At 64.4% G+C, this 18,165-nt stretch carries 16 protein-coding genes and 1 tRNA gene; 7 read left to right on the top strand and 10 right to left on the bottom strand.

From position 1 onward, the window contains the following. Positions 1 to 32: 32 nt before the first annotated feature. On the bottom strand, positions 33 to 1,037 hold the full coding sequence (locus BMI91_RS09080; RefSeq protein ID WP_078604736.1) for a hypothetical protein: 1,005 nt from the start codon (positions 1,035 to 1,037) through the stop codon (positions 33 to 35). A 56-nt stretch (positions 1,038 to 1,093) separates the two neighbouring features. Between BMI91_RS09080 and BMI91_RS09075 the strand changes: the two genes are divergently transcribed. Continuing rightward, positions 1,094 to 1,510, top strand: a complete 417-nt coding sequence (locus BMI91_RS09075; RefSeq protein WP_078604735.1) for a hypothetical protein — start codon at positions 1,094 to 1,096, stop codon at positions 1,508 to 1,510. A gap of 78 nt (positions 1,511 to 1,588) precedes the next feature. Here the strand turns inward: BMI91_RS09075 and BMI91_RS09070 are convergent. Then, positions 1,589 to 1,672, bottom strand: a tRNA-Tyr gene (locus tag BMI91_RS09070). Between the two features lie 128 nt (positions 1,673 to 1,800). Between BMI91_RS09070 and rlmB the strand changes: the two genes are divergently transcribed. Both rlmB and BMI91_RS09060 read left to right on the top strand, forming a co-directional pair. Next, positions 1,801 to 2,574, top strand: a complete 774-nt coding sequence (rlmB, locus tag BMI91_RS09065) for a 23S rRNA (guanosine(2251)-2'-O)-methyltransferase RlmB (protein WP_078520515.1) — start codon at positions 1,801 to 1,803, stop codon at positions 2,572 to 2,574. A gap of 193 nt (positions 2,575 to 2,767) precedes the next feature. Then, positions 2,768 to 3,187, top strand: coding sequence for a CoA-binding protein (locus BMI91_RS09060; RefSeq protein WP_078604734.1), 420 nt, complete (start codon positions 2,768 to 2,770; stop codon positions 3,185 to 3,187). 76 nt (positions 3,188 to 3,263) lie between these two features. Here BMI91_RS09060 and BMI91_RS09055 read toward each other — a convergent pair whose 3' ends face one another. The 5 genes from BMI91_RS09055 to trpS all read right to left on the bottom strand — a co-directional run bounded on the left by BMI91_RS09055 (position 3,264) and on the right by trpS (position 9,216). Continuing rightward, on the bottom strand, positions 3,264 to 4,448 hold the full coding sequence (locus tag BMI91_RS09055) for a DegT/DnrJ/EryC1/StrS family aminotransferase (RefSeq protein WP_078604733.1): 1,185 nt from the start codon (positions 4,446 to 4,448) through the stop codon (positions 3,264 to 3,266). Positions 4,449 to 4,550: 102 nt separating this feature from the next. Next, a complete protein-coding gene (locus BMI91_RS09050; protein ID WP_078604732.1) occupies positions 4,551 to 5,852 on the bottom strand; it encodes an NAD(P)/FAD-dependent oxidoreductase in 1,302 nt (433 codons plus the stop codon). Between the two features lie 4 nt (positions 5,853 to 5,856). After that, positions 5,857 to 7,212 carry a glutamine synthetase family protein gene (locus BMI91_RS09045; protein ID WP_078605104.1) on the bottom strand — a complete coding sequence of 452 codons (1,356 nt, stop codon included), beginning with the start codon at positions 7,210 to 7,212 and terminating at the stop codon, positions 5,857 to 5,859. A gap of 12 nt (positions 7,213 to 7,224) precedes the next feature. Then, positions 7,225 to 7,923, bottom strand: a complete 699-nt coding sequence (locus tag BMI91_RS09040; protein ID WP_078604731.1) for a type 1 glutamine amidotransferase — start codon at positions 7,921 to 7,923, stop codon at positions 7,225 to 7,227. 252 nt (positions 7,924 to 8,175) lie between these two features. After that, positions 8,176 to 9,216, bottom strand: coding sequence for a tryptophan--tRNA ligase (trpS, locus tag BMI91_RS09035; RefSeq protein ID WP_078542075.1), 1,041 nt, complete (start codon positions 9,214 to 9,216; stop codon positions 8,176 to 8,178). Between the two features lie 130 nt (positions 9,217 to 9,346). Between trpS and BMI91_RS09030 the strand changes: the two genes are divergently transcribed. Next, positions 9,347 to 10,033 carry a rhomboid family intramembrane serine protease gene (locus BMI91_RS09030; RefSeq protein WP_078520509.1) on the top strand — a complete coding sequence of 229 codons (687 nt, stop codon included), beginning with the start codon at positions 9,347 to 9,349 and terminating at the stop codon, positions 10,031 to 10,033. A 163-nt stretch (positions 10,034 to 10,196) separates the two neighbouring features. Here the strand turns inward: BMI91_RS09030 and murJ are convergent, their stop codons facing one another. Genes murJ through BMI91_RS09015 form a run of 3 tightly spaced genes read right to left on the bottom strand, consistent with a single transcriptional unit; the run spans position 10,197 to position 15,748 of the window. After that, complete coding sequence (gene murJ, locus BMI91_RS09025) at positions 10,197 to 11,750, bottom strand: murein biosynthesis integral membrane protein MurJ (protein WP_078604730.1); 1,554 nt, start codon at positions 11,748 to 11,750, stop codon at positions 10,197 to 10,199. A gap of 1 nt (position 11,751) precedes the next feature. After that, the gene (locus BMI91_RS09020) at positions 11,752 to 14,514 is read right to left on the bottom strand and encodes a [protein-PII] uridylyltransferase (RefSeq protein WP_078520600.1); all 2,763 of its coding nucleotides are present in this window, start codon (positions 14,512 to 14,514) and stop codon (positions 11,752 to 11,754) included. A gap of 58 nt (positions 14,515 to 14,572) precedes the next feature. Next, on the bottom strand, positions 14,573 to 15,748 hold the full coding sequence (locus tag BMI91_RS09015; protein ID WP_078548480.1) for a penicillin-binding protein activator: 1,176 nt from the start codon (positions 15,746 to 15,748) through the stop codon (positions 14,573 to 14,575). Between the two features lie 134 nt (positions 15,749 to 15,882). Between BMI91_RS09015 and rsmI the strand changes: the two genes are divergently transcribed. From rsmI to gshB, 3 genes are all read left to right on the top strand, one after another. Next, complete coding sequence (gene rsmI / locus BMI91_RS09010; protein ID WP_078604729.1) at positions 15,883 to 16,788, top strand: 16S rRNA (cytidine(1402)-2'-O)-methyltransferase; 906 nt, start codon at positions 15,883 to 15,885, stop codon at positions 16,786 to 16,788. After that, entirely contained in the window at positions 16,785 to 17,150 is a 366-nt protein-coding gene (locus BMI91_RS09005; protein WP_078604728.1) for a YraN family protein, read from the top strand. Before rsmI ends, BMI91_RS09005 begins: the two co-directional genes overlap by 4 nt. A 73-nt stretch (positions 17,151 to 17,223) precedes the next feature. Next, on the top strand, positions 17,224 to 18,165 hold the full coding sequence (gshB, locus tag BMI91_RS09000; RefSeq protein WP_078604727.1) for a glutathione synthase: 942 nt from the start codon (positions 17,224 to 17,226) through the stop codon (positions 18,163 to 18,165).

The raw sequence follows: 18,165 nt of genomic DNA, 5'->3' as shown, positions 1-18,165 counted from the left end.
AACACATTCGTTTTCGGTAATGAGAGCGCGGCTCAGCGCATCCAGAGCTTCGCGCGCTTGATCCGGTTGCGCAGCGCCTTCTCGTGGCGGGGCATTCCTTCTTCGGCGATGATCGCGCGCAGTTTGCGGCCTTTGCCCTGATAGATCAGCTTCTTCGCAGGCTCGTAGGCCTTCAGGACTTTCTTGACCTTGTTCGGGGCGGTCAGCTCTTCGACCGTGTCGATCACGGCCTCGCTTTCGCGCGCATACATCAGCGGCAGGGCGCGGTAATGGCAGGTGAACTCGCCGTCGAGCCCGTCGAGCACAGGCCCCGGACGCCCGCCGCCGAAGGAATGGATCACCAGCGGCAGGGCCACCTGATCGAGCCACGGGTCGAGCGACTGGCAGGCCAGTTCATCGGGGGCATCGTCGCGGATCTCGCTTGCATAGCGCAGGAAGCGCGCGCCGAATTCCGCCGGGTCGGCGCCGAAGAACCAGCCCGCGTTGAAATACATGTAGCGTTGCCAGTACTCGTCCGGCTGGCTCAGATCGAGCGTCTCCTCGAACCCGTCCAGCCCGAACTTGTCGTAGAGCGATTTCCAGATGCCCGCGTAGCCGGGACCGTAAAGCGGCGGCTCGGGCCATGTGCCGGTGCGCCGCATCGACGCCGAGGGGCGGTCGAAATCGAATCCCACCTGCGACAGCGGTCCGGTGAAGACCGTATCGGTGTCGAAAAAGACGAAGGGCACCCCTTCGGGCAAGGCGGCGAGCGCTTCGATCTTGTTGCCATAGGGATAGGACTGACCGAAGACCTTCGACTCGAAGGGCACGATCTCCGCGCCCGCGTCTTCTAGCAGCGCGCGCACCGGACCGGAAATCCGCGTCTCGTCGGACCAGCGCGGCCCGGGCTGCGGCTCGGCTATCAGAAGGCGCCCTTTGAAATCCGGATTGGCCGCGCGAAAGCTCAGCGCGAAAAGAATTGCCTCGAATTCCAGCCGTCCCGCCTGTGCAACACAGAAGATGTTATAGGGTTGTGAAGTCCGGGGGGTCGCCGCCATACTGCCGCCTGTCGGAGGGTTTGTTGCAGTATAGCGAGAAAGTTCAGGGGTAAAAGGTGATACGGATAAGCAAGTTAACTGCGTTGGCGCTGTGTGGCCTCGTGTCGAGCGGCCCCGTCGCTGCGCAGAATTTCACCACCGCCGCCGAAGTGCGCCCGATTCTCGGCATGACCCGCGATTCCTGGGTCGCGATCCGGGAATATGGTGGGAAGGATCTGGTCTATTTTACCCATCTTCTGGCGTGGCGCTGCGGGCTGAGCGAGATTCGCTATGGCTTCAACGGCGCGCCGCCGACCAAGAGCTTCAAGATGGAGAAGTGCCACGAAGGCACGGCCCAGCCCAACGCAATCTCGGGCGATAATGTCTATGTCAGCCAACCGCAGGGCTCGGTCTCCGAGGTGCGGGTGAAGCTGATCTATGACGACGGCAGCACGGAAGAGGCGCGGTTCAACCGCAAGGCGGTGCTGCAGTAAACGACGCAGCGAATGCGCGCTATTCGACGCAGCGGCCCCCGTGGGAGCCGCGTGTCACCAGTTCCTAAAGAGGGGAAGTGGTGGGTGACCCTGGAATCGAACCAGGCGTGGGTCGCCCCGGCGGAGTTACAGTCCGCTGCCGCACCTTGCAGCACGTCACCCGACGCTGGGCGGGAGATACAAAAGGGGGCGGGAGGCGTCAAGAGAGAGTTTGCCGAAAAATTGCCCTCCGGATCAGAGCTTGCCAAACGAGGCCATTCCGCGCAGGTAGGGGCCAAAGGAGACCCGCGATGAAAAAGCCAGTCTGGGTGATCGAAAAGGAACGTGCCAAGCGCGCTGCGGCCGCCGAGACCGTGTGGCTCTTCGGCCTGCATGCGGTGCGCGACGCGCTGCAAAACCCGATGCGCGAGCGGCTGCGGCTGGTTTGCTCCAAGAACGCCGCCGACAAGCTCGCCGAGGCGATCGCGGTGTCCGGCATGGAGCCCGAGATCGTCGATGTGCGGAAGTTCGACAAATTCGTGCCGATCTCGACCGATTCCGTCCACCAGGGCGCGGCACTCGAGGTGAAGCCGCTCGATTGGGGCGCGCTGAAGGATGTCTGCTACGATGCGCGCCGCGTGGTTCTGCTCGACCGGGTGACCGATCCCCATAACGTGGGCGCGATCCTGCGCTCGGCGGAGGTCTTCGGCGCGGCGGCCGTGATCGCGCCGCATCGCCATTCCGCGCCTGAGACCGGTGCGCTGGCGAAAACCGCCTCCGGTGCGCTGGAGCGTCAGCCCTATCTGCGGGTGAAGAACCTCTCGGATGCGATGGAGGAGCTGCGCCAGATGGGCTTCCGGCTGATCGGGCTTGCGGGTGAAGCCAAGATGTCGCTCGAAGACGGGCTGTCCGAGGCGGGAATGGAACCGGTCGCGCTGGTTCTGGGCGCCGAAGGGCCGGGCCTGCGCGAGAAGACCCGCGAGACCTGCGACCGTCTGGTGCGAATCCCCTTCGCGGGCGAGTTCGGGTCGCTCAACGTCTCGAACGCCGCCGCAGTGTCTCTTTACGCATCCGCAAGCCGCTGACGGTCACAAAATCGCGATTATGAGGGTATGGACCTTAAAAGCGGTGAGATGCGTTCCTATCTCACTGTCAGAGGCGCAGCTTCGGAACCGCCGCGCCTCTAGTTCACTGTCCCTCGTTCCGCCACTATTGCGCCCAGCCTTTAAGGCTTGGGCGCATTTTTCTTAGAGGGCTGCGACAAAGTAGAGGTTTCAGATGCAAGACGAGATTCGCGACATTCTGGGCAATGCGAAGGTGATCGCCGTAGTCGGCATGTCCCACAAGCCGGAGCGCCCCTCCTATGGGGTCGCGCAGTTCCTGCAGTCCAAAGGCTACCGCGTGATTCCGGTCAATCCCGGCCTCGCCGGGCAGGAACTGCTGGGCGAGACGGTCTATGCCGATCTCGGCGCTATCCCCGACGAAATTGCTGTGGACATGGTCGACGTGTTCCGCCGTTCCGAGGCGGTGCCAGAGGTCGTGGATGAGGCCTTGGCGCATCTGCCGCATCTCAAGACGATCTGGATGCAGCTTGGCGTGTCCCATGACGCGGCGGCCGAGAAAGCCCGCGGGCAGGGCGTGAAGGTCGTGATGAACCGCTGCCCGAAGATCGACTATCCGCGCGTGATGGCGGGTTGAAGAGGGGGCTCTGCCCCCTCGGCCTGATGGCCTCACCCCCGGGATATTTTCCAAGAGCGAAGAGAGGCAGCGCCCCTTAACCCTTAACGACTTTGACCGCCTCCAGGATCGCATCGGCGATGTAATCCAGATCGGGCTGCTTGAGGCGTGCGGGCAGGCGTGTATCGCAGGCGCGCATCAGCATGGCGCGGGTCTTCGGCAGCTCCGGCACGTCACCAAGGAACTGCCAGTTCCAGAAGGCGCGCGCGTTATCTTGGCTGAGACCGAAGACCTGCACGCTGACACCGCGGGCTTTCGTCTCCGCTTGCAGCTTGCGGGCCTCGTCGTCGGACCAATCGCCCGCGAGGTTGAACTGCAGCGAATCCGGGGCGCGGGTTTCGGGGCCGAGCGGCGGCGGCACGTCGAGCCAGTCGCTCGTGTTAAGTCGCTCGGCGACATAGTCGTGGTTCGCGCGGCCATCGTTCACACGGCGCTCCACTTCCGCGATCTGCGGGCGGATGACGGCGGCGGAGAGGTTCTGCATCCGGCAATTGTACAGCGGAAGCTTGTTTTGCCAGTGATGGAAGCTGTTCTGCAGGCCGGGATGCTTCTTCCAGTTATGCTCGTAGGCGCCCGACATGATCACCGCGCGGGCGGCGAGTTCCGGATCGTCGGTCAGCAGGATGCCGCCTTCGCCCGCGTTGATCAGCTTGTAGGACTGGAAGGAGAGGCAGCCGATCTTGCCGATCGTGCCGATCTTCTTGCCGTTCCAGAGCGTGCCGAGCGAATGCGCGGCGTCTTCGATCACCGGCACGTCCTTCTCGGTGGCCAGCTCCATGATCGCGTCCATGTCGGAGGTGTGGCCGCGCATGTGGCTGATCAGCACCGCGTCGATGCTGTCGTCGAATTTCGCGCGGAAATCGTCGAGGTCGATGCGGAAGTTGGAACCGACTTCGACCAGCACCGGCACGCAATCGGCATGGACGATGGCGGAGGGGACGGCGGCGAAGGTGAAGGCCGGGACCAGCACGCGTGCCCCGCGCGGCAGGTCGAGCGCCTTCATCGACAGGAACAGCGCCTGCGAGCACGACGACACGGCGACCGCGTATTTCACGCCCATGAATTCGGCGAATTCGGCTTCCAGCTTGGCGACCGGCGCGTCTGCGGAGGTGTAGCGGAAGAGGTCTCCGCTGGTCAGGAGGCGTTCGATCTCGGCTCGGGCGGCCTCGGGGATGGCCTCGGCGTCATAGCAATTCGGGGCGGTCTGTCCGTCACGCGGCATGGCAAGATATCCTGAAACTGACTTTCAGGTTTTCTTTACACGAATGCCGCTTTTCGCGCCAATGAAGAATTCATGACCAAATTTGAGGCGGCGGCGGCTTGCCTAGATCCCCAGCTTGTCGCGCATCGAGAACCACGTCATCGCGGCGACCAGAAGCGGGCTGCGCAGGAGCGAGCCGCCCGGGAAGCCCGGCACTTTCAGCCCGGCCATCAGGTCGAAGCGCTCGGCCTGACCCGCGACGGCCTCGGCCATGATCTTGCCCGCCATCGTGCCCATCGCTACTCCATGGCCCGAGAAACCGCTGGCCGAGAGCGCGTTTTTCAAAGGCCGTGCGAAATAGGGCATCCGGGTGCGGGTGATCGCGAGCGTGCCGCCCCAAGCGTAGTCGATCTTCACATTCGCAAGGGAGGGGTAGACCTCCAGCATCGGTTTGCGCACGGTCTGCACGATGTCGGGGAACTTGTAGCCATAGCTTTCGCCGCCGCCGAAGAGCAGGCGATTGTCGTCAGAGAGCCGCCAGTAGTTCACCACGAATTTCGTATCCGCGACGGCGACGTTCTCGCGCAGCACTTCGGCCACGCGCGGCCCCAGCGGCTCTGTCGCGACGATGAAATTGTTGATCGGCATCACATGCGAGGCCACACGCGGCGCGAGGTTTCCCAGATAGCCGTTGGCCGCGAAGATCAGGTGATCGGCATCGATATGGCCGTGTTCGGTCTGCACGCGCACCGGCTCGCCGGGGCGGATATGATGGACGAGCGAGCCCTCATGGATCGTCACGCCCGCCTTCTCGCAGGCAAGCGCCAAGGCTTGGGCGAAGTTCAGCGGATGCAGATGCCCCGCGCCCCGATCGATATCGCCGCCGAGATAGGCCTCCGAGGGCAGGATCGCGTGCAAAGCTTCGCGCGAGAGCGGCTCCACCTGATCGTAGCCGTAATCGCGGGCCAGTTTCTCCGCCATGTGATGCGAATGCGCGACCTCGGATTGCGTCCGGCAGGCATGGGCGATGCCGGGATGGAAGGTCACGTCCATCTCGTAGCGCGCGATCAGGTCGCGGATCAGCGCCTTCGCGTCTTCGCCGATATCCCAGAGCCTGCGCGCCATTTCGGGACCGTGGGCTTTCTCCAGGTCGTCCTGCTCCAGCCGCTGGCCCGAGCCGACCTGCCCGCCATTTCGTCCCGACGCCCCGAAACCCACGCGATGGGCCTCCAGCAGCCGCACCGAATAGCCCTTCTCCGCCAGATGCAGCGCCGCCGAGAGGCCGGTAAAGCCGCCGCCCACGACGCAGACATCTGCGCGGTGGCGGCCCTTCAACTCGGGCCAGCGCCGGTCGGTCAGCGCGGTCGCTGCGTAATAGCTCGGCGCGTGCTCGCCCTTGCGGTCATTGGCGAAGAGCAGGTTCATCGCATCACACGTTCATCAGCAGATGCTCGCGCTCCCATGGCGAGATTACCTGCAGGAATTCCTTGTATTCGTTTCGCTTGACCGCCTCGTAGACCGCGCAGAATTCCGGCCCCAGCACGTCGCGGATCGGCGCGCTTTCCGAGAAGAGATCGAGCGCATCGCCCAGATTCACCGGCACGTCCTCGGCCGACATATAGGCGTCGCCCAGACATTCGGGCTTCGGCATCTGCTTTTCCTTGAGGCCCAGATAGGCACAAGCGAGCGAGGCGGCGAGCCCGAGATATGGGTTGCAATCCATCCCCGCCAGACGGTTCTCGATCCGTCGCGCCGCTGGGCCCGAGATCGGCACCCGCAGGCCCGTCGTGCGGTTGTCGCGACCCCATTCGAGATTTATGGGCGCTGCGAAATCCGGCACATAGCGGCGATAGCTGTTAACGTAAGGCGCCAGCAGCGCGATCACCGCGGGCAGGTGCGTCTGAAGCCCCGCGATGCAATGCAGGAAGGCTTCCGTCTCGCCGCCATTCTTGTCGGAAAAGATGTTCTGGCCGGTCTTGGTGTCGATCACCGATTGGTGGATATGCATGGCCGAGCCCGGCTCGCCCTCGATCGGTTTCGCCATGAAGGTGGCGAAGCAATCCTGACGCAGGGCGGCCTCGCGGATCAGCCGCTTGAAGTAGAAAATCTGGTCGGCCAGTTCGACTGGGTCGCCATGGGCGAGGTTGATCTCGATCTGACCGGCGCCGCCCTCCTGCAGGATGCCGTCGATCTCGAAGCCCTGAAGCTCGGCGAAATCGTAGATGTCGTCGATGACCTTGCCGTATTCATCGACCGCCGACATCGAATAGGCCTGCTTGGCGGCCGCGCGACGCCCCGAGCGCCCCATCGGCGGGATGATCGGCTGGTTCGGGTCCACGTTGCGTGCGACGAGGAAGAATTCCATCTCGGGGGCGACGACCGGCACCCAGCCCTCTGCCTCATAGAGCGCGAGCACGCGTTTGAGCACGTTGCGCGGCGCGATCGGCACCGGATTGCCCTGCTGGTCCTCGACGTCGTGGATGATCTGCAAGGTCCAGTCCGCCGTCCACGGTGCGGCCGTCGCGGTCGAGAAATCGGGCGTCAGGATCATGTCCGGCTCGGTGAAAGCGCCCGAGGGGTTGTCCGTCCATTCGCCGGTGATCGTCTGCAGAAAGATCGAGTTCGGCAGGAAGAACCGATCCTGAAACTTGAATTTCGACGCGGGCATCGCCTTGCCGCGCGCGACCCCTGCGATATCGGCGACAATGCACTCCACCTCGTCGAGACGCCGACCTTCGATGTAATCGCGTGCGGCCTGCGGAATACGGTCGGTCCAGTCCTTCATGTCGCTCATCGGTCAGCTTTCCGGGTGCGCAGGCACCCTTGTCTTGAGGAAGAATTCGGCGATGCGCTCGGCGATCCGGGACGCGCCGTTGGGCTGCCCGAGCCGCGTCCGGGCGGCCTTCATCAGGTCATCGGGCACGACGCCGCGCCCGCGTGTATCCATCAGCCCTTCGACGAATGCGTCGGGAAATTCGGGGTGGGGCTGGACGGTGAAGATCGTGTCGCCATAGGCAAGCGCGGGGTAGGCGCAGAAATCATTTTCGGCGATCGGGGTCGCGCCCGGCGGCAGCTCGGTCACCTGATCCTGATGCCAAGCGTTGAGCGCGATCACCTCGCCGCCGAAATTATAATCCTGCGGACCCACGGCCCAGCCGCCGGAGAATTTCTCGACCTTGCCGCCAAGCGCCTGCGCGATGATCTGATGGCCGAAACAGATACCCACCATCGGGACATTCTCGGCATGGGCGTCGCGGATGAACGTCTCGAGCGGTTTGATGAAAGGATGATCTTCATAAGCGCCGTGGCGCGAGCCGGTGATCAACCAGCCGTCGCAGTCATGCACGCTTTCGGGGAAGTGCATATGCTCGACGTCGTAGCGTTGGAAGTCTAGGCCGCGCCCGGCGAGCAGCGCTTCGAACATGTCAGGATAGTCGCCCGCCTTGTCGCGCAGAACGTCGGGGGATTGGCCGGTTTGGAGGATGCCGATACGCATGGGAGGTCCGCTCGTAAGCTCTTGTTGCCGAAGCGTAGTGCGGGCCGTGGGCGGCGGCAAGGGGGCTCCGCCCCCGGCGCGTGCCGCGCCTCCCCCGGGATATTTCTGCCAAGAGGAAGATGCGTTTCGGCTTGGTTGAAATATCCCGGGGGAGGGCGAAAGCCCGAGGGGGCAGAGCCCCCTCGCCCTTAAGTCTTGTCGCCCTACGGCGACGGGGGGCCAGAGCCCCCTCTTGCTTTGGTTTTGCCGCGCTTAGCGCGAGCGGATCATCCCCATGATCTCGAGCGTCTTGCCCAGGATCGGCTGCGCGATCTCGTCGGCCCGGTTCGCGCCGTCGCCGAGGATATTGTCGATCTCGGAGGGGTCGTTCATCAGCCGGGTCATCTCGTCCGAGATCGGAGCAAGTTTCGCGACCGCCAGTTCCGCCAGCGCCGGTTTGAACTTGCCGAAGCCCTCGCCGCCATATTCGCCCAGCACCTGCGTCGGCGTCATGTCGGCCAGCGCGGCGTAGATGTTCACAAGGTTGCGCGCCTCGGCCCGGTCCTTGAGCCCGTCGAGATCCGAGGGCAGAGGCTCGGGGTCGGTCACGGCCTTGCGGATCTTCTTGGCGATCGTGTCGGCATCGTCGGTCAGGTTGATGCGGCTTGCATCCGACGGGTCGGATTTCGACATCTTCTTGGTGCCGTCGCGCAGGGACATCACGCGGGTGGCGGCGCCTTCGATCAGCGGCTCGGGGGCGGGGAAGAACTCGGTCTCGTAGTCGTGGTTGAACTTGGCCGCGATGTCGCGGGTCAGCTCCACATGCTGCTTCTGATCCTCGCCCACCGGCACCATCGTCGCATGATACAGCAGAATATCGGCGGCCATCAGCGCGGGGTAGGCGTAGAGGCCGAGGCTAGCCTTCTCGGCATTCTTGCCCGCCTTGTCCTTAAACTGGGTCATCCGGTTCATCCAGCCCAGACGCGCGACGCAATTGAACGCCCAGGCCAGTTCGGCATGGGCCGAGACCTGGCTCTGGTTGAACAGGATCGAGCGTTTCGGATCGACGCCCGAGGCGATGAAGGCGGCAGCCGCCTCGCGGGTGTTGCGGCGCAGCGCGTCGGGCTCCTGCCAAACCGTGATCGCGTGCAGGTCGACGAGGCAGTAGATCGTCTCGATCCCTTCGTCCTGCTTCTGGGCAAAGCGCTTGAGCGCGCCCAGATAGTTGCCCAGCGTCAGCCCGCCAGAAGGCTGGATGCCGGAGAAGATCCGCGGTTTGAAATTGGCGTTGAGGGGTTGCGCTTGCTCGCTCATCTGATGCTCCTGATCTGCGGGGGGTGGAAGCCCGCCATTGAGGATCTCCCGGGGTGGAAATCCGCTCTCCGCTCGCTTATCGCTAAAGCGCAAAGGGCGCAACTGAGCCCGTGAGCAGGAGAGGCGAGACATGCGCGACGGCTATGACGAACACCCGATGAACCCGCTGCCGCCCGTGGTCTGGCTTCTGGCGCTGCCGATCATCGCGACGGAGCTGTTCTTCGCGATGGGCCAGTCGGGGCTGATCGGCGGGGCGCAGGCGGCGGGCTGGCGGCTCGACGCGCTGCAGAAATTCGCCTTCTCGCCGCAGGTGATGCGCGCAATGTTCGAAACCGGTCAATATCCGCCGGAGCAGATGATGCGGATCCTGACCTATCCTTTCGTGAACGCCTCGGTGACGCAGGCGATCTTCGTGCTCGTGTTCCTCTTGGCGCTGGGCAAGATGGTGGGGGAGATCTTCTCGGGCCTCGCCGTGGCGATCGTGTTCTTCGGCGCGACGATCCTTGGCGCGCTGGTCTATGCGGCGCTGCCGTTTACGCAGATCGGGCTCTATGGCGGCTATCCGGGCGATTACGGGCTGATCGGGGCCTTCACGTGGATCTTGTGGACGCGGTTGGGGCAGGAGAATGCGAACCAGCTGCGGGCGTTTTCGTTGATCGGGGCGCTGATGGGCATCCAACTGATCTTCGCGATGATCTTCGGCGCGCGGCCCGACTGGATCGCGGATATCGTGGGCTTCGTCGCGGGCTTCGTGCTGAGCTTCTTCGTGGCGCCCGGCGGGATGCAACGGACCTTGCAGCGGCTGCGGCGGCGGTGAGCCTTCCTGGCTCGGGGCGACCAGCCCCGGGCCGCGCCCGACCCTCCCGAGGGGAGGGCGCATTGGCGATGTCGGTGCAGGCACGGATGACACACGGGCTTGAGAGATAAAGTGCCTAGCCACCAGCGGTTCGGCGCGCCCACCCGAGGGTCGGGCGCGGCCCTTACGCCCCGCCCGGACCGCGGCGCATCGCACCTTTCAGATCGGCCATATGCATCGCTCCGATAGCGATAGCCGTGCCGAAATAGACGACCATGCCGAACAGCACGAGCCCCAGCAGCGCCAGCGCGCGTAGGCCCGGCACGGCGAACACGCCCGGCACCGCCCAGGTTACCGCCCAGATCGCAGCCCCCATCACCAGCGCCGCGATCACGATGCGGGGCAGGCGGCGGTAGAAACGGTGATCGAAGCTCGCGGCCTCGCCCATCGGACGCGCGCCGAGCCAGAGCTGCGCGACCATCGCCCAGGCGGCGAGCGTCGTGCCGACAGCCGCCGCGAGATAGCCGATCACGAAGGACAGCCCGATCGCCAGCACCGCGTTCACCACCATCGCGACCAGCGCGTAGTTGAACGGCGTGCGGGTGTTCTCGCGGGCGAAATACAAAGGCTGCAGCACTTTCTGCAGCACGAAGGCGGGCAGGCCGAGCCCGTAGATCGCTGTGGCCCAGGCGGTGGCGATCGTGTCCTCATGGGTGAACTGGCCGCGCTCGAACAGGACCGAGACGATGGGCTGGGCCGCAACCAGAAGCGCCACGGCGGGGCCGACGGTGAAGAGGAGCGCGAACTCGCCTGCGCGCGAGAAGGAATAGCGGCTGCCGGCCGTGTCGCCCCCGCGCAAGCGGCGAGACAGGTCGGGCAGCAGCACCACGCCGATCGCGATCCCCACCACGCCCAGCGGTAGCTGATAGAGCCGGTCGGCATAGTTCAGCCACGCGATGGCGCCGTCGAAATGCGAGGCGACCTGACGGCCCACCAGCAGGTTGATCTGGACCACGCCACCCGCCAGCATTGCCGGGATCGCGATGCGGACAAGGCGTTTCATGTCGGGCGAAAGGCGCGGGCGCTTCGGGACGATCTTGAAGCCGGCACGCCATGCCGCGACCCAGACGAGCACAAGTTGCGCCACGCCCGCGACCGGCACGGCCCAAGCCAGCGCATCGCCCACCGGCCAGCCTGCCTGATCGGCCATGAGCATCGCGATCACGAAGGTCACGTTCAGCAGCACCGGCGCTGCGGCCGCGGCTGCGAAATGCCCCGCCGCGTTCAGCACGCCCGACAGAAGCGCGCTGAGCGAGATGAAGAGGATGTAGGGAAAGGCGATCCGGCCATAAGTTGTGGCGATCGTGAATCGCTCATCGCCCGCGAAACCCGAGGCCATCGCCAGCACCAGCCACGGCATCGCCGCCGAGGCCACCAGCGTCAGCAAGATCAGCACAGAGGCCAATCCCCCCATCGCCTCGCGTGCGAAGCCCTGCGCGTTCTCTCCGCCCTCCAGCTTCTTCGAGAAGATCGGGATGAAGGCGGTGTTGAACGCACCTTCCGCGAAGAAGCGGCGGAACAGGTTGGGAAGCGAGAAGGCCACGAGGAAGGCCTCGGCCACCGGACCCGCACCCAGGTAGGCTGCGATCATCATGTCGCGCGCAAAACCGAGGACGCGGCTCGCCATGGTCCAGCCGCCCACCGTGAGGAAGCCGCGCACCAGCCGGATTGGTTTCATATTAGTTGCCCGCCCGTTTCGCGCCCGACGCGATGGCGTCCATCAGCTTCTTCTCGAGCGCTTCCTGGCGGGGTTTGGAATGCAGTTTCAGGCCGAACATGTCTTTCACATAGAAGCTGTCCACGACCTGCGCGCCATAGGTGGCGATCACCGCCGAGGAGATCGAGATATTGTTCGACGCCAACGCACGGGTCAGGTCGTAGAGGAGGCCGGGCCGGTCGCGGGTATCGACTTCGATGATCGTGTAGATATCCGATCCCTCGTTGTCGATGGTGATATGGGTCGGGAACTTGAACTCGCGCTCACGCTTCTTGAGCTTGTCGCGATCCTTGAGCGCCTCGCGGGCGACGACCTCGCCTTTCAGCGTCTTCTCGATCATGCCGCGCAGACGGGTCAGTTTCGAGGCCTCATAGGGGTGACCCTCGGCATCCTGCACCCAGAAGACGGCGGTCGCATAGCCGTCCTTCGAGGTATAGGTGCGCGCGTCGACCACATTCGCGCCGACCAGCGCCAGCGCGCCGGAGAGCCGCGAGAAGATGCCGGGGTGATCGGCCAGCGCGAAGCTCACGCGGGTCGCGTCGTGATCGTCGTCGGGATGCAGGTCGATACGGATTTCGTCATCGCCCAGATCGCGCAGGAGCCGCGCGAAGATCTCGTGATTGATGGTGGCGAGCGCCTGCCAATAGGGCGCGTAGTGCCGGGCCAGCTCGGCGCGGATTTGTGCCTTGTCCCAGTTGTCATCCGCCTCCAGCACCTCGCGCAAGGCACGCTTGGCCTCGTCGGTGCGCTGCTCGCGATTGACCGCTTCCAGCCCGTGCTCAAGCGCCATCGCGGTCTCGGAATGCAGCTTGCGCAGCAGCGTGGCTTTCCAGTTGTTCCAGACATTCGGGCCGACGCCGCGAATGTCGCAGACGGTCAGCACTGTCAGCAGGTCGAGCCGCTTGCGCGACTTCACGCGCTTGGCGAAATCGCGGATCGTGCGCGGGTCCGAGAGATCGCGTTTCTGCGCCACGTCGGACATCAGAAGGTGGTGGCGCACCAGCCATTCGACGGTCTCGGAATCCTCCTGATTCAGCCCCAGCCGCGGCGCGACCTTGCGGGCGATCTTCGCACCGAGGATCGAGTGGTCCTCGGGCCGTCCCTTGCCGATGTCATGCACCAGCAGCGCGACGTAGAGAACCTTGCGATTGATGCCTTCTTCGAGGATGTGCGACGACAGCGGCAGATCCTCGACCAACTCGCCGCGCTCGATCTGCGCGAGCGTCGAGACGACCTGAATCGTGTGCTCGTCCACCGTGTAGCTGTGATACATGTTGAACTGCATCATCGCGACGATCGGCTCGAATTCCGGGATGAAGGCGGCCAGCACGCCCAGCTCGTTCATCCGCCGCAGCGCGCGTTCCGGGTTGCCGTGCTTTAGCAGCAGATCGAGGAAGATGCGCTGCGCCTCGCGGTTATTGCGCACCTTGTCGTCGATCAGGTCGAGATTGGCCGAAACAAGCCGCATCGCGTCGGGGTGGATCAGCATCCCCGAGCGCAGCCCTTCCTCGAACAGCCGCAGCAGGTTCACCGGATCGGAGAGGAACGCCTTCTCGTCGGCGACATTTATGCGCCCGTTCTCTTCGCAATAGGGGGCTTTCAGCTTGCGCCGCCTGCGGAAAATCCGCTGCAGCATCGGCGCGCTTTTCACGTGCTGCGCTTCGAGCTTGGTCAGGAAGATGCGGGTCACGTCGCCCACGGCGGTCGCGTGGCGGAAGTAATCCTGCATGAAGACCTCGACCGCGCGGCGGCCCGCCAGATCGCGATAGCCCATGCGCTCAGCCACTTCGACCTGCATGTCGAAGGTCAGCTGATCCGAGGCGCGGCCCGAGATCAGATGCAGGTGGCAGCGCACCGCCCAGAGGTAATTCTCGGCCTCGTGGAAGGTTTCGTATTCCTCGGGGGAGAAGGCGCCGATCTTCATCAATTCGCGGGCGCGGCCCACGTGATGGATATATTTGCCGATCCAGTAGAGGGTCTGCAGGTCGCGCAAGCCCCCCTTGCCCTCTTTCACATTGGGTTCGAGCACGTAACGCTGCCCGCCCTGACGGCGGTGGCGCTGCGAGCGTTCCTCCAGCTTGGCCTCGATGAACTCGGCCTCGCTGCCCTCGAAGAGATCGTGACGAAGCCGGAGCGACAGCGCCTCGGCCAGCTTCTCGTCGCCGCCCACGCAGCGATGTTCGAGAAGGGCGGTGCGGATCGTGATGTCCTCGCGCCCGAGCCGGATGCAGTCGTCGAGCGTGCGGGACGAATGCCCCACCTTCAGCTTCAGATCCCAGAGCATGTAGAGCATCGACTCGATGACGCTCTCGGCCCAGGGGGTGACCTTGTAGGGGGTGAGAAACAGCAGATCGACATCGGAATGCGGTGCCATCTCGGCCCGGCCATACCCGCCCACGGCGAGCACCGCGAAACGCTCCGCCTCGGTACGGATGCCGCTGGGGTGCAGACGCTGCGTCGCGATGCGCAGCACCGAGCGGACGATTCCGTCGGTCATCTGGGCATAGGCTTCGACCGTGTCGCGCGCGGCGCGCGGATGGGTTTCGAAATCGGCCTCGATCGCGGCGGCAGCGGCGCGGCGTTCCTCGGAGAGGAAGGTCACCGTAGCGGCCCGGATGTCCTTCGGGTCGCGCATGTCTGAGGTCGCTGCGTCGAGCGCCTCGAACAAACGCTGTTGATTTAGAAGGAGGGGCGCCCCGGTCGATGCCGGGGCGGGGTCTGTCATGCTGGTCACTGCGCAGTCTTGTCCCTTGACGGGCCCTTTCGTTTGAAGGCGGTCCGGGTCAGAACCCGAAGCCGCCGAAGTTGCGCGGCGCCGGGTCGATCACGACCGCCTGTCCGTTGCGGACCTGCGCCACGGCGAGCGCCCGTTCGTTGGTGCCGTCGGGCAGGAAGCGGAAGACGCCGTTGACGCCCACGAAGCCCGAACGCTGGGTCAGGCCCTGCTTGGTCAGCGCGCTCGGATTGCCGGACTTCACCAGCGCGCCGATGGCCGCGATCCCGTCATAGGCGAGGCCTGCGATCGGGTGGGGCGCTTGGCCGTAAGCGGCGCTGTAGCGCGAGACGAACTGCTGTTGCAGTGCCGGATCGGGCTCGGCGAACCAGCCGCCCTGGGTGCCCGGCAGCGACAGCGTCGCCGGCGGAATGTCCCAGCGGGTCAGGCCGATATATTGCGTCATCTGCGGGGTCACGCCTTGCTCGCCCATCAGCTGCGTGAGCAGCGGCAGCGCGCCTGCGGTATCGGCCGTCAGGAACAGCGCATCGACGTCACCGGACTTCACGCGGCTTGCGATCTGCGGCGTCGCATCGACCACGCCCTGCTGCGAGAACGGGTAGGAGGCCACGCCTGCGAGCGAAGCGCCCGAGCGTGCGACCGCGGTCTGGATCGCCTGTGCGCCGATCTCGCCCGCAGTGGTCTGCTCATGCACGACCATGATCCGCTTCTTGCCCTGACGTGTCGCGAAGCTCACGAGGCGGTTGGCGGTGTTCTGGAAGGTCGGGCCGAGCACGAAGACGTTGCCGCCCGCGACGTTGGTGTTGTTCGAAAACGCAAGCACGTTGATGTTGCGCGAGGCGACCGCAAGACCTGCGGCATTCGCCGATTGCGCATAGACCGGGCCGAGGATGATCTTGGCGCCCTCGTCGGCGGCCTTGGTGGCCATCGCGGCCGCTTGCTGCGGATTGCCGGCGGTGTTGTAGACCTGCAGGTCGATCCGTGCGCCTTGCAGATCCTGAATCGCGAGATTTGCCGCATTCTGCAGCGCCCGCGCGAGCGTCTCGTCGCCAGCGTTGCCGGACCCGGCCGGAACCAGAAGCGCGACCTTGACCGGTGCGCTGGTGTCGATCTTCTGACCGGAATTGCCCATCGGCCCCGGCTGACAGGCCGCAAGCCAGACCAATGCGAGGAGGGCTGCGATTCGCGCGGCGAGGGCGCGGGGGTTACGAATGAGATTAAACATGATACGTCCTTTTGGGCGTTGGCGTCCGGTCCGGGCACTGAAGCAACGCCTGCGAACCGCGAGGAAATGACGCGTTCGAGACTACGCACAAGCAGGCGTGAAGTAAACGTTCCACACAAGTGATGAGGCGGGCGATGGGCGAGGGTGTTGTATCTGATGCAAACGCGGAAAATAAGGGAACCAGGAGTGTTCCGGCGCCGTTAAGCCCGGGGCTTCATTTCATTGCCACACCCATCGGAGCCGCCCGCGACATCACCTTGCGCGCCCTCGACATGCTGCGCGCAGCCGACGTTCTGGCGGCCGAGGATACGCGCAGCCTGCGGCACCTGATGGAGATCCACGGCGTGCCGCTGAACGGGCGACAGGTGCTCGCCTATCACGACCATAACGGCGCCGCGATGCGCCCGAAAATCCTCGCAGCCCTGGAGGCGGGGAAATCGGTGGTCTACGCATCCGAGGCGGGGACGCCACTGGTCGCGGATCCGGGCTATCAGCTTGGCCGCGCGGTGATCGAGGCCGGGCTGCCGCTCTATAGCGCACCGGGCCCCTCGGCGGTGCTGACGGCGCTGACCCTGTCGGGCCTGCCGACGGATCGCTTCCTCTTCGCGGGGTTCGCGCCGAACAGCAAAGGCGCGCGGCGCAACTGGCTCGCGGAGTTCAAGGAAATTCCGGCGACGCTGGTTTTCTATGAAAGCCCCAAACGCATTAGGGAAATGTTAGCTGACGCGGCCCATAGTCTGGGAAAAGAGAGACAAGCGGCGCTGTGCCGGGAGTTGACGAAACGCTTCGAAGAGGTCCGCCGGGGCACCCTGGAAGAGCTTGCGGAAAGCGTGGTCGAGGCGCCGATCAAGGGCGAGATCGTCGTCGTGGTCGACAGGCCGCACGCGGTCGAGATCGACGACGCGGAGCTGGAACGGCGGTTGAGCGCCGCGCTTGATCGGGAGTCGCTTCGCGACGCGGTCGATGCCGTCGCAGGGGCGACCGGGTTGCCGCGGCGCAAGGTCTATCAGGCTGCTCTGGCCATGGAGAAAAAGAGATGAGTGGATCGCTGTCGTATCATTCGGGTCTCGCCGCCGAAGAGCAGGTGATGCTGCATTACGAGCGGGCAGGGCGCGCGGTCTCGGAACATCGTTGGCGGGGCAAATATGGCGGTGAAATCGATCTGATCGCCCGCGATGGCGATACCCTGATCTTCGTCGAGGTGAAGAAATCGCGCAGCCATGCCCGCGCCGCGGAACGTCTCTCGCAGCGCCAGATGCGCCGGATATGCATTTCGGTCGAAGAATACCTGATGCGACATCCCGCTCCGGCAAACTGCAATCGCAAGGTCCGGTTCGATCTCGCTCTGGTCAATGAGATCGGGGAGATCAAGGTGCTGGAGAACGCCTATTTCGGAATGTGACCGGCCCGTGGGTTGAGGTTGCATCCAGACGCGCCACATTGCATCAAGATTGCAGTCTAATGAGGGGGCGCGGATGGGATTGAAAGTTGCGATCCAGATGGATCCGATCGAAGCGGTCAATATCGAGGCTGACAGCACGTTTAGGATCGCCGAAGAGGCGCAGGCGCGTGGGCACGAGCTTTTCTACTACACGCCGGATCGCCTGATCTACCGTGAGGGGCACGTATATGCACGTGGCTGGCCTCTGGTGGTGCGGCGTGAGAAGGGCAACCACTTCACGCTGGGCGAAGAGACCGAGATCGATCTGGGCGACTGGGATGTGGTTTGGCTGCGGCAGGACCCGCCCTTCGATATGGGCTATATCACGACGACCCATCTGCTGGAGCGGATCCATCCTGAGACGCTGGTCGTCAACGATCCGTTCTGGGTCCGGAATTCGCCCGAGAAGCTTCTCGTTCTGGATTTCCCTGACCTGACGCCGCCGACATTGATCGCGCGCGATCTGGAGGCCATTCGTGCCTTCAAGGCGGAGCACGGCGATATCATTCTCAAGCCGCTCTACGGTAATGGCGGGGCGGGGGTCTTCCGGCTCGATCCGAACGATCGAAACCTGTCGTCGCTGCACGAGCTGTTCATCGGCATCAACAACGAGCCTCTGATCGCGCAGAAATTCCTGCCTGCCGTCTCGAAGGGCGACAAGCGGATCATTCTCGTCGATGGCGAGCCGGTGGGCGCGATCAACCGAGTGCCGGCGGCGGGCGAGACGCGGTCGAACATGCATGTCGGTGGACGGCCCGAGAAAGTCGAGCTGACCGCGCGTGATCGCGAAATCTGCGAGCGGATCGGCCCGTATCTGCGTGAGAAGGGGCAGATCTTCGTCGGCATCGACGTGATCGGCGACTGGCTGACCGAGATTAACGTCACCTCGCCGACGGGCATTCAGGAGCTTGAGCGGTTCGACGGCGTGAATATCACCGCCCGCATCTGGGAGGCGATCGAAGCGAAACGGAGCTGA

The organism is Thioclava sediminum, from assembly GCF_002020355.1.
Lineage (GTDB): Bacteria > Pseudomonadota > Alphaproteobacteria > Rhodobacterales > Rhodobacteraceae > Thioclava > Thioclava sediminum.
The sequence above is the reverse complement of the archived record's forward strand: the minus strand, read 5'-3'. Positions and strand labels throughout refer to the sequence as shown.

Coding starts and splice junctions, on each gene's coding strand:
- BMI91_RS09045 (WP_078605104.1), bottom strand. CDS start 7,212: ATGAAGGACTGGACCGACCGTATTCCGCAGGCCGCACGCGATTACATC.
- BMI91_RS09050 (WP_078604732.1), bottom strand. CDS start 5,852: ATGAACCTGCTCTTCGCCAATGACCGCAAGGGCGAGCACGCGCCGAGC.
- gshB (WP_078604727.1), top strand. CDS start 17,224: ATGGGATTGAAAGTTGCGATCCAGATGGATCCGATCGAAGCGGTCAAT.
- BMI91_RS09040 (WP_078604731.1), bottom strand. CDS start 7,923: ATGCGTATCGGCATCCTCCAAACCGGCCAATCCCCCGACGTTCTGCGC.
- BMI91_RS09015 (WP_078548480.1), bottom strand. CDS start 15,748: ATGTTTAATCTCATTCGTAACCCCCGCGCCCTCGCCGCGCGAATCGCA.
- BMI91_RS09005 (WP_078604728.1), top strand. CDS start 16,785: ATGAGTGGATCGCTGTCGTATCATTCGGGTCTCGCCGCCGAAGAGCAG.
- BMI91_RS09080 (WP_078604736.1), bottom strand. CDS start 1,037: ATGGCGGCGACCCCCCGGACTTCACAACCCTATAACATCTTCTGTGTT.
- trpS (WP_078542075.1), bottom strand. CDS start 9,216: ATGAGCGAGCAAGCGCAACCCCTCAACGCCAATTTCAAACCGCGGATC.
- murJ (WP_078604730.1), bottom strand. CDS start 11,750: ATGAAACCAATCCGGCTGGTGCGCGGCTTCCTCACGGTGGGCGGCTGG.
- rlmB (WP_078520515.1), top strand. CDS start 1,801: ATGAAAAAGCCAGTCTGGGTGATCGAAAAGGAACGTGCCAAGCGCGCT.
- BMI91_RS09055 (WP_078604733.1), bottom strand. CDS start 4,448: ATGCCGCGTGACGGACAGACCGCCCCGAATTGCTATGACGCCGAGGCC.
- BMI91_RS09030 (WP_078520509.1), top strand. CDS start 9,347: ATGCGCGACGGCTATGACGAACACCCGATGAACCCGCTGCCGCCCGTG.
- BMI91_RS09060 (WP_078604734.1), top strand. CDS start 2,768: ATGCAAGACGAGATTCGCGACATTCTGGGCAATGCGAAGGTGATCGCC.
- rsmI (WP_078604729.1), top strand. CDS start 15,883: ATGGGCGAGGGTGTTGTATCTGATGCAAACGCGGAAAATAAGGGAACC.
- BMI91_RS09020 (WP_078520600.1), bottom strand. CDS start 14,514: ATGACAGACCCCGCCCCGGCATCGACCGGGGCGCCCCTCCTTCTAAAT.